Here is a 19,321-nt window from a genome sequence, read left to right as displayed (position 1 = left end):
TTTTTCTTAAATAATCGATAACCGAATACATCATAACCATAACGAGTGATTTCAGGGTTATATTGATATGAATCATATTATCACTAAAATGTAACATTATCCTTTTGACTAATAATATTTTTTAGCCGCTTTAAATTTTCAGTTGCTAAATTAAAATCATTTTCTGAAGCTATTTGATACCAATATTCGGATTTTCCTATATTCTTTTCTGTACCTTCAGCATGTTCATACATCCAACCCAAATTATTTTGTGCTAATGGGTCATTTTTTTTCGCAGCTCTTTCAAAGTAATCAAATGCTTTTTTTAAATCTTTTTTAACTAAAGTACCATCATAATAAATAACTCCTAACTCTGTAATAGAAGGTGTAAAACCATTACTGTCAGCAAACAATAAATTTTCCAACATTTTTCCTGTATCTTTTTCATTTTTATAGATAGTACCCAATTGATGAGCAGCTAAATTATCTCCAAGATTTCTCGCTGAAATAAACCATTTCTTAGCATTTGATAAATCTCCTTGTAAATAATACAAATAACCTAGTGAATAGTGGGCTGGAGAAAAACAATAATTAGCAGACTTACTCAAATAAAACCTAGCAAGTTCATAGTCCTTTAATCTATTTTTTCCAATCAAATATGAATACCCATAATAATAGTTCACATAATACCCATCTTTCATATTTTCAATATTTTTTTCAATTTTATTTTCATTTCCTTGCAAAGAGTACAAACTCATTTCCATTATTTTATTTTTATCTAATCCATCTATATTGATACACTGCGCATTTAAAAAACTAGACCAAAATAAAAAAAAACAAACAAAACTCAACTTCATAAATCAACTCAACATTAAAAAAAATGAAATAACAAAAATAAATAAAAAACAAATCTGTATAAGATATAAAAATCTTAATCTTTTTGCATATAAATTTCCATTATCAAAACCTTTAAAAACTATTTTATAAAGATACTTAGTATGTTGAAAACTTTTTAAATTGAAATCCAAATAGTCAATTGCAATATTTTTATTAGTAAAATATTTAAACAAATAAAATCGAACTATACAAAATAAAATAACATAAAGTAGCAGTGATGATAAAAATAAAATTAAAATGAATCCATCCGACATTTATCTTAACCCCCCAAAATTTAAAGGTCCTTGTGGAAGCATTTGTTGATTTCTTTTTAGCTGTTCGTGATCGACTACTGTTTTCGGAGCTAAAGGGTCATATGATCTTTTTTCTCCGCTAACTCCACTTAATGATGCCCCTAACCCAACACCTAAGGCAATATTTCCATAAAAACCACCATTCATTGAATAACCTCCACAAACACTCACAGCTAATCCTGCACCTGCACTTGCACATGCTTCATAATATTTCCCATCTTTTAAATTACCAGCATTCAATACTTCTCTAGTGGTTGTTGCTTCCAACGCTATTCCGTATGTATTTCCACCTTTCACACTATACTTTCCATTTCCATCATATGAAGCTGAAGCACTAACTCCAACTAAAGCAGCAGCAGTGACATTTGCATTCATACCAGTTAAAACTCGATCTGTCATTTGAACTGCACCCGGTTTATTTTTTAATCTACTCGGTATTTGTGAACCGGGTATTCTATCTACAAAAGCATCTTTCATCGCACTTCCGAGTGATTCATTTAACCCCATCGGATCAATCCACTGATTTGGATCATTTACATAAACCGAATTATTTAATCCACCAAATAACCCAATCGGGTCTTTACTCACATACCTTGCACTATACGGTTCGTAATAACGATAACGGTTATAGTGTAAACCTGTTTCTTTATCGTAATATTGACCTTGGAATCTTAGGTTACTTTGCTCAAGTGGATTGGATTCATTTGCAGTTTTGATTTCTTGTGTTGTTCCCCATGTATCCTGTTTGATTTCCCAAATACACTCGCCTAACTCGTTGCTTAAAGTTTGCGGAGTACCGACTTGATCACAGTGATAAAACGCAACACGTTCCAATTCAGCTTTGTTCTTTTGGGTGTCTGTTTTCCACACTGGATCTTTATAAATCGAATAAGGGACATCTTGGAATTGACGATAATCAGGTGTTTCTATCAGTTCAATAAAACGGGTATAGCCTGTTTGTAATAACGGTACAAAGCTATCTGGTTCATAAACATAGTGTTTGGTGTAGTCTTGTTTGTTTGCTTGATTGGAGTTGGTTTTGTATGACTCCCAAATCATCAAGTCACCATCCCAACCAAATAAAGTAAGTTCTGAGCTATGTTCTGTTTTGGCGTCATTGAGGCTGTGTTTGTATAATCGACGACCAAATACATCATAACCATAGCTTGTAATTTGACCATTGTGATCGCTTTGTATCAGACGATTGAGGTTATCCCAAGTCAGCTTTAATGTTTGACCTGATTGACTGGTTTCAATCACATTGCCTTGCGCATCATATTTGTAGTGCTTGCCTTGATATTGGGTGATCAGGTTATTTTTGACTTGTGATGTTTGTGTCGCAATCGGGTCGATTAAGTTCCCCGCTGGATCAAAACTAAAACTTTCAGAACTATACGGGTTTTGCGCTTTAATTAAGCGTCCAATTGGGTCGTATTGATAGCTTAATTTGCCTAATCGGCTGTCATCCACCTGAGTCAGTAGGTAGTTGTTATCATAGTGGTAATGTCGTTCTGCTTGATGTTTTGCTTGTTGTAATTGGGGTTGTTGTAACTGATCGAGTGTTTCTTGTTCATGTCGAATGATTTGTGAACTGAGTAAGCCCATATCATTATAGTTTTTGTTTTGCACCAAGCCATTGGCAAGCAAGCGTGTGGTTTCTCGGTGTAAATCATCTCGCTGAAATGCCACCATGTCTTGTTGGTTAAAAGCAATGCCATAAATATGCCCTGAGCCATAGCTGAGATTGGCTTGGACTTGTCCATCAGGTCGGATGGTTTGAGTCAAATTGCCCAATTCATCGTATTCGTAACGTAGCACTGCGCTCAGTGCAGGCAGATTCGGGACTTTGTAGTGTTGGTGTTCTCGTACCAATTGCCCAAGTGGATTGCGATAAAAGTCAATTTGGCTTTCTGTATTGCTGGCTTTGCTCAATTGGCTATTTAAGTTGTACTCAAATTCTTCAACTTGACGATGTCGAGTTTGCAGATGGGTATAGGTCTTTGATGCAATCGCTCCACCCTGATGGTAGCTAAATTCAGTCAGAATATTCGGTTGGCGGATTTGCGATAGGAATCCATTCTCATCATAACTAAAGTGTTTTTCTTCTCCATCAAAGGCTTGTTCACGGATCAATTGCCCATAACGGTTATAATCAAATAAGTATTCAGCATGGTTTTGGTTGATCAGTTTTTGAATCCGACCTTGTTTGTCCCATTGGTAGCCGATTTGGTGTCTATTGGCATCAATGCGTTGTTCTAATAACCCAACTGGGTTGTATTGGTATTGGGTGATTAAGCCTTTGCTATCGATATGTTTGAGTAGACGCCCTTCTTCATCGTGTTCAAATTGTTCTTTTAATCCATCAGGATAAATGATGGTTTGCAGCTGTCCTTTGTCTTTGCCTTGAGTGCTATATAGATATTGGACTTGTTGTGCATCCGCAGCAGCTTGTGCTGTCAGTGTTCCGTCTTCATCATATTCCCAAGCACTGCTTTTTCCTGAACAGTCGGTATAGGAGATCATTTGCCCAAGGTCGTTATATTGGATTTTCTTTGAGCCACCTTTGGCATCAATCACTTCAACCAATTGGTTGTCATTGTTATATTTATATTGGGTGGTCTGCCCTAATGGGTTAATGTCTTTGCTGACATTGCCATCTGCATCATATTCTTTCTTCCAGATATTGCCTTCAGGATCTTTGGTTTCGGTCAGGTTGCCTGCTTCATCATAGGCAAACAGGATGATGCCTCCATTCGGCTGTACTATTTTTACCAATTGATCTTGGTCATTGTACACTTGTTCGGTTTCAAGCCCAGTAAAGTCAATTTGTCGGGTAATGCGTTTTTGACGATCACGGGAAATCCACTTTTCTCGACCATCGGCTAAACGGGTACGGTAGGTAAAACCATCTAAGTCGAAATAGTAATAGGTTGGTACATCATAGGCATCATAGACCGCAACTTGACGTAGGCGTGGATGCCATTCTAAGCGGGTTTTAAAGCTGCCATCATCTGCCCACTCTGCAATCGCTTTGGCTTTGGGCGAGGTCGATTCATAACGAATGTTTTGTCCACGCCCTGTACGATCGGTATAGCGAGTCAATTGATGGGCTTGGTTATATTCATAACTGCGCGTATGCCCATTTTGATCCGTGGCTTTGATCAGGTTGCCCTGTGTATCGTATTCATAGCGTGCTAAGGGTTGTGCTTGTTCATCAACAAATGCAGCAATGATTTTGGCTTGTTCGTTAAAAGCAAATTTAAGTAAATGTTTGGCACGTTTCAATTGGAAATCGATGCCCTGCAAGTAGGCAAATTGTTCGTATAATAAATAGGTCAGTACGACTTTTTCATCGGTCTGTTCATTGAATTGTTGGACCAGATGGTAATGTTTTCCAGCATTAAAACTATGAAAATGGAAGTTCCAGTCTGAACCAAAGTTGAGTAATAAATCTCCCTGTTCATAGGGTGCGACACTAAAACCTTCAAAAGGAACTTGATAGCGTTCATCGACAATCGAGGCTGGTAGTTGGTGTTTGCGTCCATTGCTGTCGATAAATAAGTAGCCCTGTGCGTTGTGTATGATCACATTGGAAAAAGGCATCATCCATCGTGCACCGATCATACTGTAGTCAAACTCATCCATCTGTGAGTTATATTGCCGGCTAAAGACAAAACCCAGTTTAGGTAAATAGAAGTCTGCGTGATTGACCCGTTCAGCACCTATCGCATAGCTAATACTGTGTTCTGTTTTGGAGCTTTGATCTTCAATTAATGTTGCACAAATCGGATCATTTAACGCATCAGGCTGTAAGGTCACAAACTCTAAAATATCACCATTGATATGTTGTTCATGTTCGCCTGTTTGGTTGAGGGGGACGCTGGCTGTGGCTTTTTTTCCCTGTGTTTGAATGGCGTTTAGGGTTTCTTGAATCAGCCAAGCTAGGCTATATCGTGTACCCGCATTGCTTTGTTGTTGGATCGCTGTAGCAAGTAATGGGGCGGCTTTTTGAACTTCCGTTTGCAAAGTTAAATGAGGCGCTGAAATCTTTGCAGTCATGTCTGCTTGTGCGGGTGCGCCCAACAAATCAATCAATGGCTGTGCCCAATTGCTAAATTGTAGGCTGGGGTCTCGCTTTTCAGCGGTTGCACCGGCTGAAGCAATGCTTGGCAATCCACCTGCCACACTGGTGGTAAAGGCTTGCAAGATTGAAGACCCCAGTGTTGTTGCACTGGACAGTAAGCCTGTGAGTTTAGCTTGTGTTTCTTGTAGGAATTTTTCTAAATCACCTGCCATCTGTGCATTAAGGTGCAACTGCATACGACGTAAGTCGGCTTCTTTGATTTTGCCATTGGCTGGATATAAACACTCAGCCATTAACCCCAACATTGGACGTAATGCCATACGCACATGGGCTTCGGTGTTCGGTTGTAAAAATAAACCGATTAAGTTCATGCTCAACAATGCTGCTTGTTGTACACCAGCATCAGCTTGTTTGGGTTCTGCGGCAAATAGAATCAGATCTAACACACTACCAGACAATGCAAAAATGTTGGCTACTGTCGGGACATTGGCGCTAGCTTTGATTTGTTCGAGACTGGTATTTCCGCATGCTTGTAGGTATTTCTGAATTTGATGCGCAATAAATTTATGGTCTTCTGTATGCGTCACACTGGCTAAGTTAAATACTGCCAATTCAATTGCTGGCTTTGTATTGTCTGTGCGAGATGTTTCTGTTGTATTGGACCCTGCGGTCTGGTTTTTACTGTCTATAAATGCCATGGGCTTAACCTTAATACGTTTTAATTTTTAATTTCAATCAAGAAAAATCTAAAAATACTCAATCACTTATTGCGTGCACTATATACATCTGGATCTTCAGGCGTGGTTTTGCGTACCGTCACTTGTTTGGTGACATAACGGGATTCTTCTAAATCCATACGCACCACATCTTTATCCATATTATAAATCGACTGCGGTTTTTTCACCTCTTGAGGGGGTGAAACTGGCGAAGTGTTCTGGGTCAAGATCGGTGAAGGCTGACTTACAGTTTGAGGAATACTCTGTGCTATGTTCGGTGATGAAGATGCTTCGCCTTTGCGCGTGGTAATGCTATACGTCAAGAACCGAGAAAAATACTCGTCCTTTTTCACAAAATCATCGACCACTTTTACAGGCGTATCTGCAAGGTTTTGACCTGAGCCAAAAGATTCTGCGACAAAGCCTTGCCCTAATCCCGAACCGAAACCTGTTGCTGATGTTAAGTTGGATAACAAACCACTGCTCTTTTGAGCGAAGGCAGCTGAAGCTTGATCTTTAAAGAAATCGATACCTTGGTCTTTAATGTTTTGTAAGGTTTGACTTGGATTGGAAATCATCTGTCCAACATTCATCATCTGAGATGGAGACAGGTTTAAATTCATTGCTGAAGAGACTGAACCTAATGCACTTTGAGTAAATTGTTGTTTAAACTGCCCTAGACTTTGTGTTCCAAGGTCTTTTAGAGCATTTTTACCCATGTTTTTTAGGGAATCACCATTCAGTGAGAACAAATTATCCTTAAGTTGAGACATCATATTTTGTCCCATCGATTTTAAGGCATTTTGGGCAAAACCAGTGACGCCACCGACTGCTTCTTCTGACCAAGCATAATCACGATTAAAATGACTACCTTGATTCCAAGCACTTCGCGGATCGGTTTCAAATTCAACTTTGGCAGGTCCAGGTGCAATACCTGTCACTTTTGCAAAACCATTGCCATCCAATTTGCCAGAAACTTGCTTGCCAAATGAATCTATGACATTAAAGCCTGTTTGCTTAAAGAAATCCTTTCCACCATAACTTTTCAGTAAGTCCAGAGCCCCTTTCATTGGGTTTGAAGGTGGAAGTTGTGCTGATTTACTGACACTGGCACCCGGCTTAAAGGTATGTTGCCCTGCATTGACTTCGAACTTTCCACCTGTTTTGGGGAAAATTCCTGAACCATTCAATGCAATTTGTGATGAACCACCAGTAATCAATACTTCTTTCGGGCTACTGATTTCTATTCGGTCTTCAGTCGAAGAAATGGTGATTCCAAGCTTGGCAAATACATCTAAAGCATTTGACTGCGCATGAATATTAAATTTACCCTGTGCCGCAATAAAGTTTATGCCACCCTGTGCCGCAAATAAACTCACTTTTCCTAACGCATGTCCCAACAGATTTTTTTGGGTACTGAAGTTAATACTGTCGCCTGCACTATGATTGATGATGCCTGTTGCTGAAAGGTGAATATCTTCAGGCGTACTCAGGGCAATGCCATCAGCTGAACTTAACAGCATGATTGCTTTTTTATACTTGGCAATATCTTTTTCAATTGCTTCTGCAAAAGCTTTCAGTTGCTCAATCGACTCAATTTCATCGGTCTTTTGGTTTTTAGCAATATCACTTAAAGCTTTACTATTGGTCTGACTGCTTTCAAGTTGCTTTTGGGCAATCTCACTCTCTAAATGATCACCTTTGGCTTGATCTTGAGCATAGGTCGAAATCAGTAAGCCTTGCCCTGCGCGTAATGCACCCCATTGGTCTGTGCGTAATTCAAAGCCCTCACCACGATCATCACTTTCTGCTTGATCTTTTGGATGACTGAGCTTTCCAAGATTCAGTTGACTCGCGCCATGACTACTCTGTAGCTGACTGCTAAGTTGCCCTTTAGTATCATCAAAGCGTAGCTGATTGTAGCCACTGCCCTGATATTCCTTACTTTTAATCCCTGATAACTTTTTGGTATCTGGCAGTTTGCCTTTGCCATCAAATTGAGTTGGATGACGATATCCTTCATGGATGCGCCCAACGATGAATGGTCTGTCAATATCCCCCGCAAAGAAATCGATAACAACAACCTCTCCAATACGCGGTAAGAATCTTGCCCCATAGCCTTCGCCTGCCCACGGGGTCAGCACATCGACCCAAGCCGAGTCGGTATCATTGTCATTCGAGCCTGCACCACCATCATGCGTATTGTCTTCATTACGGGTAAACAGAAAGCGGACTTTGATGCGCCCCCATTCATCGACATGGATTTCTTCGCCACTTGGACCCACAACAATAGCGCGTTGTGGTGATGCGATCGGACGGTGTTGCAGTGGATTATATTCAGGAACAATCGCAATATTACGTCGTATTAGCGTCAGTGTATTGGCTTGGCGTTCCTCACTATTGTTTGTGGTGATATTGGTGATTTGCCAATCACTTTGTTTTAACAAAGTTTCGACTTGGTTGGTTAAGTCTTTCGGTAAATTATTTTGATTATAAAAGGTTTTGGATATGATTAGAAATTGCCGATCAGCAGTATCTTTTAGATTTATGCTTGGATGTTCATTCAGTTCGAAATGATAGCCAACCTGCGCATCTCGTACTGTCGAGATCGCAGTAAATTGTTTGGCTTGCACATTATAGTAATTGCTGAGGTTTTGGTTAAAGCGCTCAACCTGACTGTTGCCCGATGGCGTTGCACCATCTTCTCCATTGAGATCTTGTATCCATGCAGGGCTAAAGTGCCATGCTTGTTCTAAACCTAGGCTAGCATTGTCGTAATTTTCACTATGGTTGTGTTTACTTTGAACGCTACCAGCACCTTCATCTGTATCTAATACATCGGCTTGCCAGCGTTGAATATGGACTGAGGTCGGTTGAAGTGAACGTTGTCCTGTAAAATGAATGATTGAATCGCTCGCTTCTACAGCGGAGCTACGATGAAAACGAATGTTACGGCGTTCCAAGGCACTAAATTGAGCGTTATCATCGATTAATCTTAACTTTTGTGCTTGAATTTGTTCAGTTGTATTCGGCACTTTCAGCTGAGCTTCATCAATTAGCCAATTAATTCCTTCAGCTCTCATCAAACGTGTTAGAAAGTCGAAATCACTTTCAGATTGCTGCATGAGGAATGGACGGACATCATAGTCTTTGGTCAGTCCGCTCTTGTCTAAAGTGAGGCTTGAAGCAAACAGTGGGCTACGTTGCACCCATTCCTGAAATACGGTTTGAATTACCTCAACAGCCGACTTCGCCATAAACACACGGGAATTTCTACGATGTTTCCACAGTGCGGTTGGGTCTTCAACCTTAAGACGATAGATGCAAAGAGAACCATCACTCGCGCCTGCATCTGCATGGGTGACAATCCCTGAAATTCGATTGAGTTCGGATTGATCATTGACGATATCAACAGCGACTTGAGCACCAATAAACTGCTTTAAAGGTATTGCTGAATTTGTCGAAAGACAGATCAATTGCAGTTGAATTCCCTCATTCAACTGATGTGTGCCCTCAATGCGCTGAAGAAAAACTTGATCATTGAGCGCGGTATTTGAAAATTGCAAATGTATGGCGCGCTTTTGCGCTGTAAGTCCCAACTGCTCTAGAGCAACATAAATATTGTTAGACATGGTTTATTGTTTGATTTTAGATTGTGATGTAGTGTACTAAAAAATAGCGTCAAAGTCTAGACAGACCTGTCTACATTATCTCAATAACATTGATGAGTTTTTCTCAAGTTTCAATTACATAACATAATAAAGGGAATAAAAGTTCACCTTATCACGAATCTTAGAATGTGCCTTCAATTTTATTTTTAGACTGAACTTTGAGTCTTTTCATTTTTTAAGATTAACAATCAAATTTTAATTATTTTTACCGTAAAAATTAACCCTCTAAACTCAGCTCAATTTTTATAAAATCAAGTCGACACGTATGTCTGGTAAAAATCTTCTTACAACACTTTCTATTGCTTTATTCAGCCTTTCTATTTCAGCCTGTAATGACAGTGATTCAAATGAATCCAATGGCAGTGTGGGAACTCAAAAACAACCGAACATCTTATTTATCATGGCGGATGATCTTGGCTATTCAGATTTAGGCGCTTTTGGTGGTGAAATCCACACCCCAAACCTTGATGCACTAACCCAAGAAGGACGTATTTTAACCGATTATCATACTGCACCCACCTGCTCACCGACGCGTTCACAATTGATCTCAGGCACTGATCATCACTTGGCAGGGATTGGAGCGATGGCTGAACTTACCCCTGCGCATTTAAAAGGACAACCCGGATATGAAGGTTATTTAAATGAACGTTCCCTTTCAATCGCAGAGGTGCTTAGAGACAATGGTTATCGTACCTATATTAGTGGAAAATGGCACTTGGGTTTAACCCCAGAAACCAATGCACAGGCCAAAGGTTTTGATCACTCATTCACTTTGTTACAAGGCTTGGATTTACATTTTAAACAAGCACCTACAGCCTATAAACGTAATGCCACCTATACCGAAGATGGCAAACAAGTTGCAATCTCATCACTGCCTGATGATTTCTTCTCGACCAATTATTTCACCGATAAGCTACTCAGTTATTTAGAGTCTGGTAAAAACTCAGGTAAGCCATTCTTTGCTTATGCGGCTTATACAGCGCCACACTGGCCAATTCAAGCACCTCAAGAATATCGAGATCGTTATCGTGGCGTTTACGATGTCGGCTATGATGCGATTCGTAATGCCCGTATTGCACGACAAAAACAGCTTGGACTGATTCCTGCCAATTTTACGGCTGCTGAACCGATTGCAACACAAAATGCCCCTCAAAAATATGGTAAATGGAATGAACTTTCCGCTGAACAAAAGGCTTTAGAAGCACGCAGAATGGAAATTTATGCGGGCATGGTGGAAAACTTGGATGCCAATATCGGTCGTGTCATTCAATATCTCAAACGTAATCATTTATATGACAATACTTTAATTTTCTTTGTTTCTGATAACGGCGCTGAAGGTTTTATCCGAGGTAACTATGGTGCAGAGTCAGGTTTTGACAACAACTTAAATAATGTTGGTACAGCCAACTCTTATCACTATGTTGGTCCCCGTTGGGCTGAAGTCAGTGCAGCGCCATTCCATTTATGGAAAGACACCGCAGGTGAAGGGGCGACCACCGCGCCAGCCATTGTAAAACTTCCAAACCAAACTCAGGCTCAAGCAATTCATCATGGCTTTGCTTCAGTACTGGATGTTTTCCCAACTGTGTTGGAGTATGCCAATATTGCTGTTCCACAGGGTCAATACAAAGGGCGTCAAATTAATACCCCAAGTGGTTACTCGTGGAAATCTGTACTAGAAAATAAAGCACAATGGATTCGCCCAGCTCAATTTAGTTTTGCGGATGAACTGCATGGCAGTAAATATGCTCGCCAAGGAGACTGGAAAATTGCTTTACAAGGCAAAGCTGAGTTGGGTACAGGAACTTGGGAACTGTATAACTTAAACAATGATCGTGGTGAAACCAAAAACTTGGCGCAGGACAATCCAACAAAAGTACAGGAACTCATTGAGGTATATAACAAATACACCCAACAAAATGGAGTGAAGGAATACAATATTCAATGAAGCTTCAGCCTGTTCCCATTTTATTGTGTAGCCTGTCACTTATGGCAGGCTGTAGTAAGGTACAACCTGATCGCCCTGCACCACAGCAACAAACTCAATTGGCTCAACTTGGCACATTAAAGCAATGCCAACAATATTCAGGCTTACCAGAGGCGTGGGGGCAAAACCCAACCGCAGGAATGGTACGGATTCCCAAAGGTTCATTTCAGCTCGGTTCTAATCAAGCTTATCCAGACGAAATCAATTTTGGAGAAAAGCAACGTCAGGTTGAAAGTTTCTGGATCGACCAAACGGAGGTTACCGTTGCCCAATTCTCCAGTTTTGTAAAGGCAACAGGCTACATCACAGATGCTGAAAAACAGCATCAAGCTGCTGTATTTTCTCCGAATAAGCAGACGCCTCAACAATGGTGGCAACTCAAAGCAGACTATACGTGGAAAAGTCCAAATGGTGCTAAAGGTCAAGCACCGCTGCCTGCTGAACCCGTTCGCTATGTCACTCAAAATGATGCCGAACATTATGCTGTTTGGTTGGGGCATGATTTACCCACAGAACAAGAATGGGAATATGCTGCCAAAGCAGGATCGACCACAGATACACCATTACACCAAGCGCCAGAAGATGCACATCAACACCCTCAAGCCAATTATTGGCAAGGTGAATTTCCATTTAATAACACACAAGCAGATCACTTTGAAGGCGTTGCTCCAGTGGGCTGTTATGCTGCAAATGCCTTTAAATTGTTTGATATGATTGGTAATGTTTGGGAATGGACCTCATCTATTTATCGAGGGGCACACGATCAACACATGGGGAATTATGCAGATCTTCGTCAACAGCGTATTGCGGGTACTCAGTACGTGATTAAAGGCGGTTCTTTTTTATGTGCTTCTAATTTTTGTTCTCGTTATCGCAACAGCAGTCGCTACCCTCAGGAGTTTGATTTGGCTGCGACACATGTTGGCTTTAGAACTGTTTTACGTGCACCTTAAACACAATATTTCCAACGATAAAAAAATAGAGTCAAAAAGATTACCCATCTTCTGACTCAACCTGTTTTGAATGGATAAAACAAATTCATGATAGTGATCAAGCCCACAATGCGCTTGATCACGACACTGATTTAGAATTTTGCTTCAAATCCGACTTTGATGGTTCGCCCTGGGATTGGCATACCGATCACTGTACCCGGATCAAAATTATAACGGTTGGTTAAGTTATCAACATTAAACGAAAGGTTTAGATTTGGATTCAGCTTATAGCTGGCAAAAAGATCAACGATGGTTTCTGATGAAATCTCAGTCACGGCTCGACCACTCACCCCCGTACCTGCCAACCAGCCTTTCGGATTTTTCTTCTCAGAATGATACTTCGCTCGCGCTCCAATGATCAGTTTATCTTCCAACAAGTGTTTACCTACGGTGATATTAAAAATCTTACGTGGTGGTAAACGTGTTGAGATTAAACTCCAAGAATCCCCGACTTCGTTACAATCACTTTTGCTTGCTGGGCAGACTTTAGGAGCTTGATATAATGTGCCGTTGAAACTGGTAAAGAAACTTGGATGCTGATAAGCCAGATTAAACTCCAAACCTTTTAAGACCACTTCTTTATAATTGATGAATGTATAAGAGCTTGTGTAGGGAAGAATAAAATCTGGAGTAATCTGATTGGGAATATCCTTTTTTTGTACGCCTTGCGTGAGAAAATCACGGGTTTGATTATGGAAATAATTAATGTTGAATTTTAGCTGATCATTTTCAGCCCAAAGATTGTCACGTTTTCCAATCAAGCCAAATTCAGCAAGGCGTGCGTTCTCTGAGTGAATCGGTAAGTCAGGATCATAACTAAAGGTTTGATTGGATACTGTCGATTCGAATAAACTTGGACTACGGTAGGTATTGGATAACTTTCCATAAATATCAATACCGTTCATAAATTGATAGTTTAGTTGTGCCATCCAATCTATTTTTCCGTCAAACTCACGAAGCGCATAGCCTTTATCAGTCAAGTCTGAATTTGCGACGGGGGTCATTGCCCGATGCTGATCGCCATAATCTTTCACTTTTGCCTTGTGCCATTTACTGCCAAAGCTCAATGTATAGTTCTTAAAAAGATAGTCTCCGTTGAGGAAAATAGAGGACTCTTGACGTAAACCATTTCGCGCAGTTTCCCTCTCAATGAGGTTTTGTGGCTTCATTCTTTGTTCATCGTAGGTCAGACCATAGTTCAAAGTTAAAGCATCAATTTTACTGGTATTTTCTAAGTTAATACCGCTACGATAATCTTGATAACTTCCCCAGTATTGATCACCGTAACTTGCATTCAACATACCCAACATACCGTTATGTTGGCGGTACTTGGCGTTGGTATGCCAAATGCCTAACTCTAAATCAATCCAATTGTTGTGCTTTGGTTTATAGGTATAATTTCCACTAAAAGCATTGATTGCTGCTGTACCCAGCGACCATTGTGGCATTTTATAAGCACCTTCAATATATTGAGGCAGTACATATTCACCATCAATATAGCCCCAAGGTGGCGAGTTAGGATCAATCACTTGAGATCTGTTCCAGTAAACAGCCATCACCTCACCCGCCTTTTGCATGTGACGACGCATATTCACTTCAACTCGGTGTTCATCTGTAATATTTATACCTGCTTTAATGATGCCTGAATCACTTTTATAACTGGTATTTACCACTTCTTGACCTGGCCCCACATCGACAATATCTCGATCTTGATAGTATTCAATGCCATGTTTACCTGCAAAGTAATTGCCTACTTCTCGTTTACTATACGCTGCAACCAAATCGAATATATCATTGCGATACGCTGCTGCAATTGTTCCAGCGCCGTTTTGGAAATTGTTGGAAGAAAGTTTATTGCGTAGCAAATAAGACATTTGTTCACGTTCATTATCTGAGATATGTGGCGTTTTATTGTTGTTATAAAAACTCCCTTTTAACATCACACCTGATTGACGATCAGGCAATAAGATATCATCGACGTTAAGGGTACGCATTTTAACGATGCCTCCAATTCCACCAACACTGAATTTGGCACGAGAAGCCCCTTTTTCGACTTCAATTTGACTGATTAAATCCATGTCGATATAGGTACGGTCACTTTCTCCTTGATACCCGCGAAAGGTGTGGCTCGATTGCAAACTTCCATCAATCACAATAGGAACACGCCCCTCACCTTGCACTCCTCGAATGCCAATATCAATTGCGCCTGCTTCATTACGTAAGCTGTTGCTTTGAACACCAGCCATGTCCGAAAACACATCTCCATTCCCCGTTCCTCGAAAGCGGCTAATTTGCTCACGATTGAGTTGGATTGTATTGACCTTATCTTGATAAAGTTCAGCATTGACTTTGATTTGTGCAAGCTTGACATAATCAGTATCAGACGAATCTAAAGCCATCTGCTGATTTTTAATGCTTTGGCTATGATTTATAACTCGTTTTGCAACCGTAGATTTAGGCATCAAATGATAAGTCGCACCTTGTTTTTCAACTTGATAAGGTTGCTCTGCCAGTAAATAATCAAAACCATTCTTTACACTGTAATACCCTGTAATTCCTTTACTTTTTAATCCTTTGAGCATATTTGCATCATAACTCAGCACCACACCCGATTGAGCAGCAAAAGTGGATAATACATAACCCAACTGATTGCCTGTAATTTGATAATATTTTTCAGAGGATGTTTTTGTTGATGCTGCGACATTGGGAGTCAGTTGTGCATAAACACCACCAATACATAAGCATTGTATTAAAACGGCCAAGCTTTGTTTTTTAAACTTCATATGAACGCCTACTTGTGAATGATTTTCATTTTCAATAATCATTACCCAGTGACTTTTAAAAATATGACAAAAAAAATTATTTATTTTCTGATCGGGTCCAGATCCAAAACAAACACAGGCTTAACACTGCCAATATGCTGAGTTTAAGATGCAGATGTAACGAAGACAGAAGCAACATCGTTACAGCCAATACCATGCTCACGATCATCATCCACTTGCGTGACCGTGAAATGTGCTTAAAACCACCCTGATACTGCGCCATTAAAAGACGCATATAACGGTTTTGATGAAGCCAACGATGTAATCTCGTTGAGCCTCTTGAGGCAAAAAAAGTAGCTAAAAAAAGAAAATCAAAAGTTGGAATGCCAGGCAATACCACACCGATAATCGCGGCAAAAATACATAAAACAGCCAAGATCACACAGATGATCCTGACTAAATGAGATGAATGTATCCGCTTAGTTTGAGGCTCGTCCAAAGGCTGAACTCGGCTTTTGCGTTTAGACGAATGGTGATCAAAGAGCGAAAGAACTTTCTTCATTGCTTTAATGGATGTTTTTCAATAACAATCCGAAATAATCAAATGCCTGTCGAGCACCCTCAATAACTTGATTTTGTTGTTGTTGAGAAAGTTCTGCTTGATCTAGCTCAGCAATAAAATGTTTCCAAACTTTTGCTCTCCCCTCAGGATAAGCCGCCAAATTGCGTGCACCAAATTCAGCTGAAAAGCCCAAATGTTGTTGTGCTTGTTTAAACAAGAAGGCTGCACCTAAAGTCGAACCTTCTGAAACATAGATCCAACCTAAGGCTTCAGCAAAGCCAATACCTTCCGTCATTAATTTTAATGACTCGACTTGCTGGTTTAAGTCCTGCAAATCCAGTAAAGCTGACTGTGAACGTCCACGGATATCTAAATCAGAAATCAATGCAGCGACCTCAGCAAGGTCGAATACATTTTCCACATTTTTTTGAAAATAGTATTGTGCCAAAGTAAATTGAGCATAATGCTCAACATCTTTAAAAACCTGTGCCTGTTCCATCAGTTGGTGCATATATTCATGCTGGCTGGCGGTTTCATTTTTTAAACGGAGTGCAAGACTGTTTAATGCGAATGAAGCGGTCATAAAATTTCTCCAATTTCGGTGATTTAACTGTATTACCCGTTATGTTTTGAAAAACTGACATTGTTTTTCGATTATTTTTTAGTTTTTTCACGATTCGTTTGAATTCTCAGCAAATGATCACTGAAATACCCTTCAACTTTGACTGGATAACTTAATTCAAGTGCTGTTTTTAAGGTGCTAAAATCGTTTACAGGATATGAACCCGAGACCTTTAAAGATTTTAGATCTGGGTCGATGTCAACATATTGGTACTGATAACGAGCAACTTCTTTCAGCAATTGTTCCAGAGGCATTTCAAAAGCCATCACCATTTGGTTTTTCCAAGCCAAAACGTTTGGATCAAGCTTTTGCACGGTATTAAAATGCTGTTCATCAAAACAAATTTGCTCACCAGCATGCACTGTTTTAGTTTGTTTAGAGCGGTTTAAACTGACTTTGACGGCGCTTTCCATGACGCCCAAACAGGTATTATTTTCATTATTCTTTAAATATTGAACATTAAATACTGTGCCCAGCGCCTGTAAATTTGCTGATTCGGTTTTAACAAAGAATGGACGATAATGAGCATTCTGTTCTTGGGCAGTGTGGACTTGTATTTCACCATAATGCAAATACAAGCTTCGTTGTTGTGCGGTATAACGAACATCTACTGCGCTTTGAGTATTTAATTGAAGTTGCGTTCCATCTTCAAGTTCAACCTGTTTCTGTTGACCAACAGAGGTACTATAATCTGCCCGCCAGTGATACTTATAGTCTGTATTCCAAAGCAACATACTGCCAAACCCAAATAAACCCACCACAATGAATAATTTGCTCATGTTAAATTGGGCTTTTTTATTGGCTTGGACGATGAGCTTTTGTCCATCATCGGGAAAGGTATATAAGCCGTTTAACAAACGTTCTGCCTTAGACCATGCAGCTTGGTGCATTGAACTTTGCATTTTCCATTGCTCAAATTCAGCTTGTTCCGTTTCATTTAATGTGGCTTGTTGAATTTTGATAATCCATTCTGCAGCTTCTTGATAAATTTGCTGATGCTTCATCTCAGCATTCATCCATCAGAGCTAAGCACTGACTTAATACTGTGACTAAATCTCGCATCACTGTTCGTGTTGAAACATTTAAGCGTGTGGCAATTTCTTGTTGGGTGAGACCATCTAATTGCGACCATACAAATACCTGTTGTTGACGTTCAGGCAATTGATTAAGTAATTGGTTGATCAAGCAAAGAGACTCTATAGCTGACAACTTTTGCTCAGGTGTAATCTCATCAAAGCGTGGACTTGCAGACAGCTCTTCTAAGTAGGCTTTTTCAATTGATTTACGTTGATACCAGTTAATCAATATCCCCTTTGCCACGGTTGTTAAAATTGCACGTGGCTGATCAAAATATAACTCATCTTTGCGTTTTAAAATGCGCACAAAAGTATCATGGGCTAAATCAGCAGCATCTTCACTGTGATTCAAACGACGCTTTAGCCATTGATACAACCAAGAGTGATGGTGGCGATAAAGCTGAGTAATAGGGTCAGACATACTTAAAAGAGAATGAGAATTATTATTGATATCTTAACAAAAAAATTAGAAAATAGTGACCCCTGTTGTGATTTTCCCGCCTTTTTTATGTAAAGCATTTTAATGATGGGCTTAGGTTTGCAAGAACTTTGAATTTGTTATTTTATGCTTAATCACTTGTTGATTTTTAGCGAATTTTTAAACAACTTTTTATGCCGAATCAATAGAAAAACTTAATGATAGGAAAAGCTGAAAACATATGCATAAATGACTCATCAAAAAGAGGTCTAGTCAAACCGGCTAATTATTCATACAAATGATTTTTTTGACTACGCATTAGAAAAAAGTAAAATATTTATATTTATCAATTACTTGAAATTTTATACAAAATTGCTCAACCATTCGAAAATGGCTGAGCAAAATAATGACTTATTGACGAATGGATTGATTCAGTTTTTTAGCGAACTGTTGAAGATCAGCATGTTGGATGGTGGTTTTACCTTTACTGATGGCTTGGAATTGTTGCGCTGCGGTTTCCTGCATTTTGAGTTTTCCTGATGCTATGTTTTGGTCAAAGCGTTGCATAAACTCATCAACATATTCTTTCTCAGTCACAATATGATCACCGTTAGCATCGGTGGCAAAATATTGCTTATCTCGAGCAGTCAAATAATCTCCAAGCGTGACATAGTTTTTCCCTTGACCATACTGTGTAATGAATTCTTGTGTATTGCTTGGCATAGGCATCGAAATCGGTAATTTCACTCTAAAACCATCATGAGTTGCATTAGTGTTGTCTGATAATTTTGCATCCTCAGCATTGATCAAACCATCCTGATTTTTGTCAAACTGATTGAAGGTTTTTAGACCCGTTTCTTGAAATTCTTTCAAGGTCAATTTTTGATCTTTGTTGTTATCCAAAATACCGAAACGTACATGCGCCTGTTTTTCAGACATTTCACGACGCTGTTTAAGCAAGGGCTCTAAGCGTGCTTGCTCAAATTGAACAAACTGCTGTTGCGTAACTTTTTTATTTCCCTTAAACAATTCAACATAATCTTGAGGATATTGTTTAATCAAACTTGGAGTCGTTTGGTCTTTGTTGTTGGAGTGATAAAGCATATACAGTGCATATGCCTGCTGGTAAACATCCGCTTGCTCTACTGTTTCAGCAATGGTTGATACGGAACTGGTCATTGCTGTGATCGTTGCAATCAAGAGTGCCAATTTTTTCATGTTTATATCCTTAAATATACGTATTTGCTGGATTAAAAAAAACT

The 19,321-nt window shown here is 39.5% G+C and carries 11 protein-coding genes; 2 read left to right on the top strand and 9 right to left on the bottom strand.

What is annotated here, in order from left to right; translation table 11 throughout:
• Nucleotides 1–83: 83 nt before the first annotated feature.
• The 3 genes from AC1Z3T_RS08655 to AC1Z3T_RS08645 form a co-directional block, all read right to left on the bottom strand.
• The gene (locus AC1Z3T_RS08655; protein WP_151712873.1) at nucleotides 84–836 is read right to left on the bottom strand and encodes a tetratricopeptide repeat protein; all 753 of its coding nucleotides are present in this window, start codon (nucleotides 834–836) and stop codon (nucleotides 84–86) included.
• Between the two features lie 294 nt (nucleotides 837–1,130).
• Nucleotides 1,131–5,951, bottom strand: a complete 4,821-nt coding sequence (locus AC1Z3T_RS08650) for an RHS repeat-associated core domain-containing protein (protein WP_228153667.1) — start codon at nucleotides 5,949–5,951, stop codon at nucleotides 1,131–1,133.
• Nucleotides 5,952–6,013: 62 nt separating this feature from the next.
• Nucleotides 6,014–9,601, bottom strand: coding sequence for a type VI secretion system Vgr family protein (locus AC1Z3T_RS08645; RefSeq protein ID WP_419320751.1), 3,588 nt, complete (start codon nucleotides 9,599–9,601; stop codon nucleotides 6,014–6,016).
• 304 nt (nucleotides 9,602–9,905) lie between these two features.
• On the opposite strand from AC1Z3T_RS08645, the gene AC1Z3T_RS08640 reads away from it, so the two are divergent.
• Both AC1Z3T_RS08640 and AC1Z3T_RS08635 read left to right on the top strand, forming a co-directional pair.
• Entirely contained in the window at nucleotides 9,906–11,588 is a 1,683-nt protein-coding gene (locus AC1Z3T_RS08640; RefSeq protein ID WP_483396579.1) for an arylsulfatase, read from the top strand.
• A complete protein-coding gene (locus AC1Z3T_RS08635; RefSeq protein WP_139420523.1) occupies nucleotides 11,585–12,580 on the top strand; it encodes an SUMF1/EgtB/PvdO family nonheme iron enzyme in 996 nt (331 codons plus the stop codon). The genes AC1Z3T_RS08640 and AC1Z3T_RS08635 overlap by 4 nt, the downstream gene beginning before the upstream one ends.
• Nucleotides 12,581–12,711: 131 nt before the next feature.
• Here the strand turns inward: AC1Z3T_RS08635 and AC1Z3T_RS08630 are convergent, their stop codons facing one another.
• From AC1Z3T_RS08630 to AC1Z3T_RS08605, 6 genes are all read right to left on the bottom strand, one after another.
• Nucleotides 12,712–15,402 carry a TonB-dependent receptor domain-containing protein gene (locus AC1Z3T_RS08630; protein ID WP_483396578.1) on the bottom strand — a complete coding sequence of 897 codons (2,691 nt, stop codon included), beginning with the start codon at nucleotides 15,400–15,402 and terminating at the stop codon, nucleotides 12,712–12,714.
• Between the two features lie 76 nt (nucleotides 15,403–15,478).
• Nucleotides 15,479–15,943 (bottom strand): YbaN family protein, encoded by a 465-nt coding sequence (locus AC1Z3T_RS08625; protein WP_151798446.1) that lies wholly within the window; start codon nucleotides 15,941–15,943, stop codon nucleotides 15,479–15,481.
• A 4-nt stretch (nucleotides 15,944–15,947) separates the two neighbouring features.
• A complete protein-coding gene (locus AC1Z3T_RS08620; RefSeq protein ID WP_151798445.1) occupies nucleotides 15,948–16,526 on the bottom strand; it encodes a biliverdin-producing heme oxygenase in 579 nt (192 codons plus the stop codon).
• A 71-nt stretch (nucleotides 16,527–16,597) separates the two neighbouring features.
• Nucleotides 16,598–17,569 (bottom strand): FecR domain-containing protein, encoded by a 972-nt coding sequence (locus AC1Z3T_RS08615; RefSeq protein ID WP_199936416.1) that lies wholly within the window; start codon nucleotides 17,567–17,569, stop codon nucleotides 16,598–16,600.
• A 1-nt stretch (nucleotide 17,570) separates the two neighbouring features.
• The gene (locus tag AC1Z3T_RS08610; RefSeq protein WP_046761051.1) at nucleotides 17,571–18,062 is read right to left on the bottom strand and encodes a sigma-70 family RNA polymerase sigma factor; all 492 of its coding nucleotides are present in this window, start codon (nucleotides 18,060–18,062) and stop codon (nucleotides 17,571–17,573) included.
• Nucleotides 18,063–18,470: 408 nt separating this feature from the next.
• Entirely contained in the window at nucleotides 18,471–19,277 is an 807-nt protein-coding gene (locus AC1Z3T_RS08605; RefSeq protein ID WP_151798443.1) for an EF-hand domain-containing protein, read from the bottom strand.
• Between the last annotated feature and the right edge of the window lie 44 nt (nucleotides 19,278–19,321).

This window comes from Acinetobacter sp. B-6 (assembly GCF_056930735.1).
Note: the sequence above shows the minus strand (reverse complement) of the source record. Positions and strands in the feature narration are given on the sequence as shown.

Coding starts and splice junctions, on each gene's coding strand:
- AC1Z3T_RS08655 (WP_151712873.1), bottom strand. CDS start 836: ATGAAGTTGAGTTTTGTTTGTTTTTTTTTATTTTGGTCTAGTTTTTTA.
- AC1Z3T_RS08650 (WP_228153667.1), bottom strand. CDS start 5,951: ATGGCATTTATAGACAGTAAAAACCAGACCGCAGGGTCCAATACAACA.
- AC1Z3T_RS08645 (WP_419320751.1), bottom strand. CDS start 9,601: ATGTCTAACAATATTTATGTTGCTCTAGAGCAGTTGGGACTTACAGCG.
- AC1Z3T_RS08640 (WP_483396579.1), top strand. CDS start 9,906: ATGTCTGGTAAAAATCTTCTTACAACACTTTCTATTGCTTTATTCAGC.
- AC1Z3T_RS08635 (WP_139420523.1), top strand. CDS start 11,585: ATGAAGCTTCAGCCTGTTCCCATTTTATTGTGTAGCCTGTCACTTATG.
- AC1Z3T_RS08630 (WP_483396578.1), bottom strand. CDS start 15,402: ATGAAGTTTAAAAAACAAAGCTTGGCCGTTTTAATACAATGCTTATGT.
- AC1Z3T_RS08625 (WP_151798446.1), bottom strand. CDS start 15,943: ATGAAGAAAGTTCTTTCGCTCTTTGATCACCATTCGTCTAAACGCAAA.
- AC1Z3T_RS08620 (WP_151798445.1), bottom strand. CDS start 16,526: ATGACCGCTTCATTCGCATTAAACAGTCTTGCACTCCGTTTAAAAAAT.
- AC1Z3T_RS08615 (WP_199936416.1), bottom strand. CDS start 17,569: ATGAAGCATCAGCAAATTTATCAAGAAGCTGCAGAATGGATTATCAAA.
- AC1Z3T_RS08610 (WP_046761051.1), bottom strand. CDS start 18,062: ATGTCTGACCCTATTACTCAGCTTTATCGCCACCATCACTCTTGGTTG.
- AC1Z3T_RS08605 (WP_151798443.1), bottom strand. CDS start 19,277: ATGAAAAAATTGGCACTCTTGATTGCAACGATCACAGCAATGACCAGT.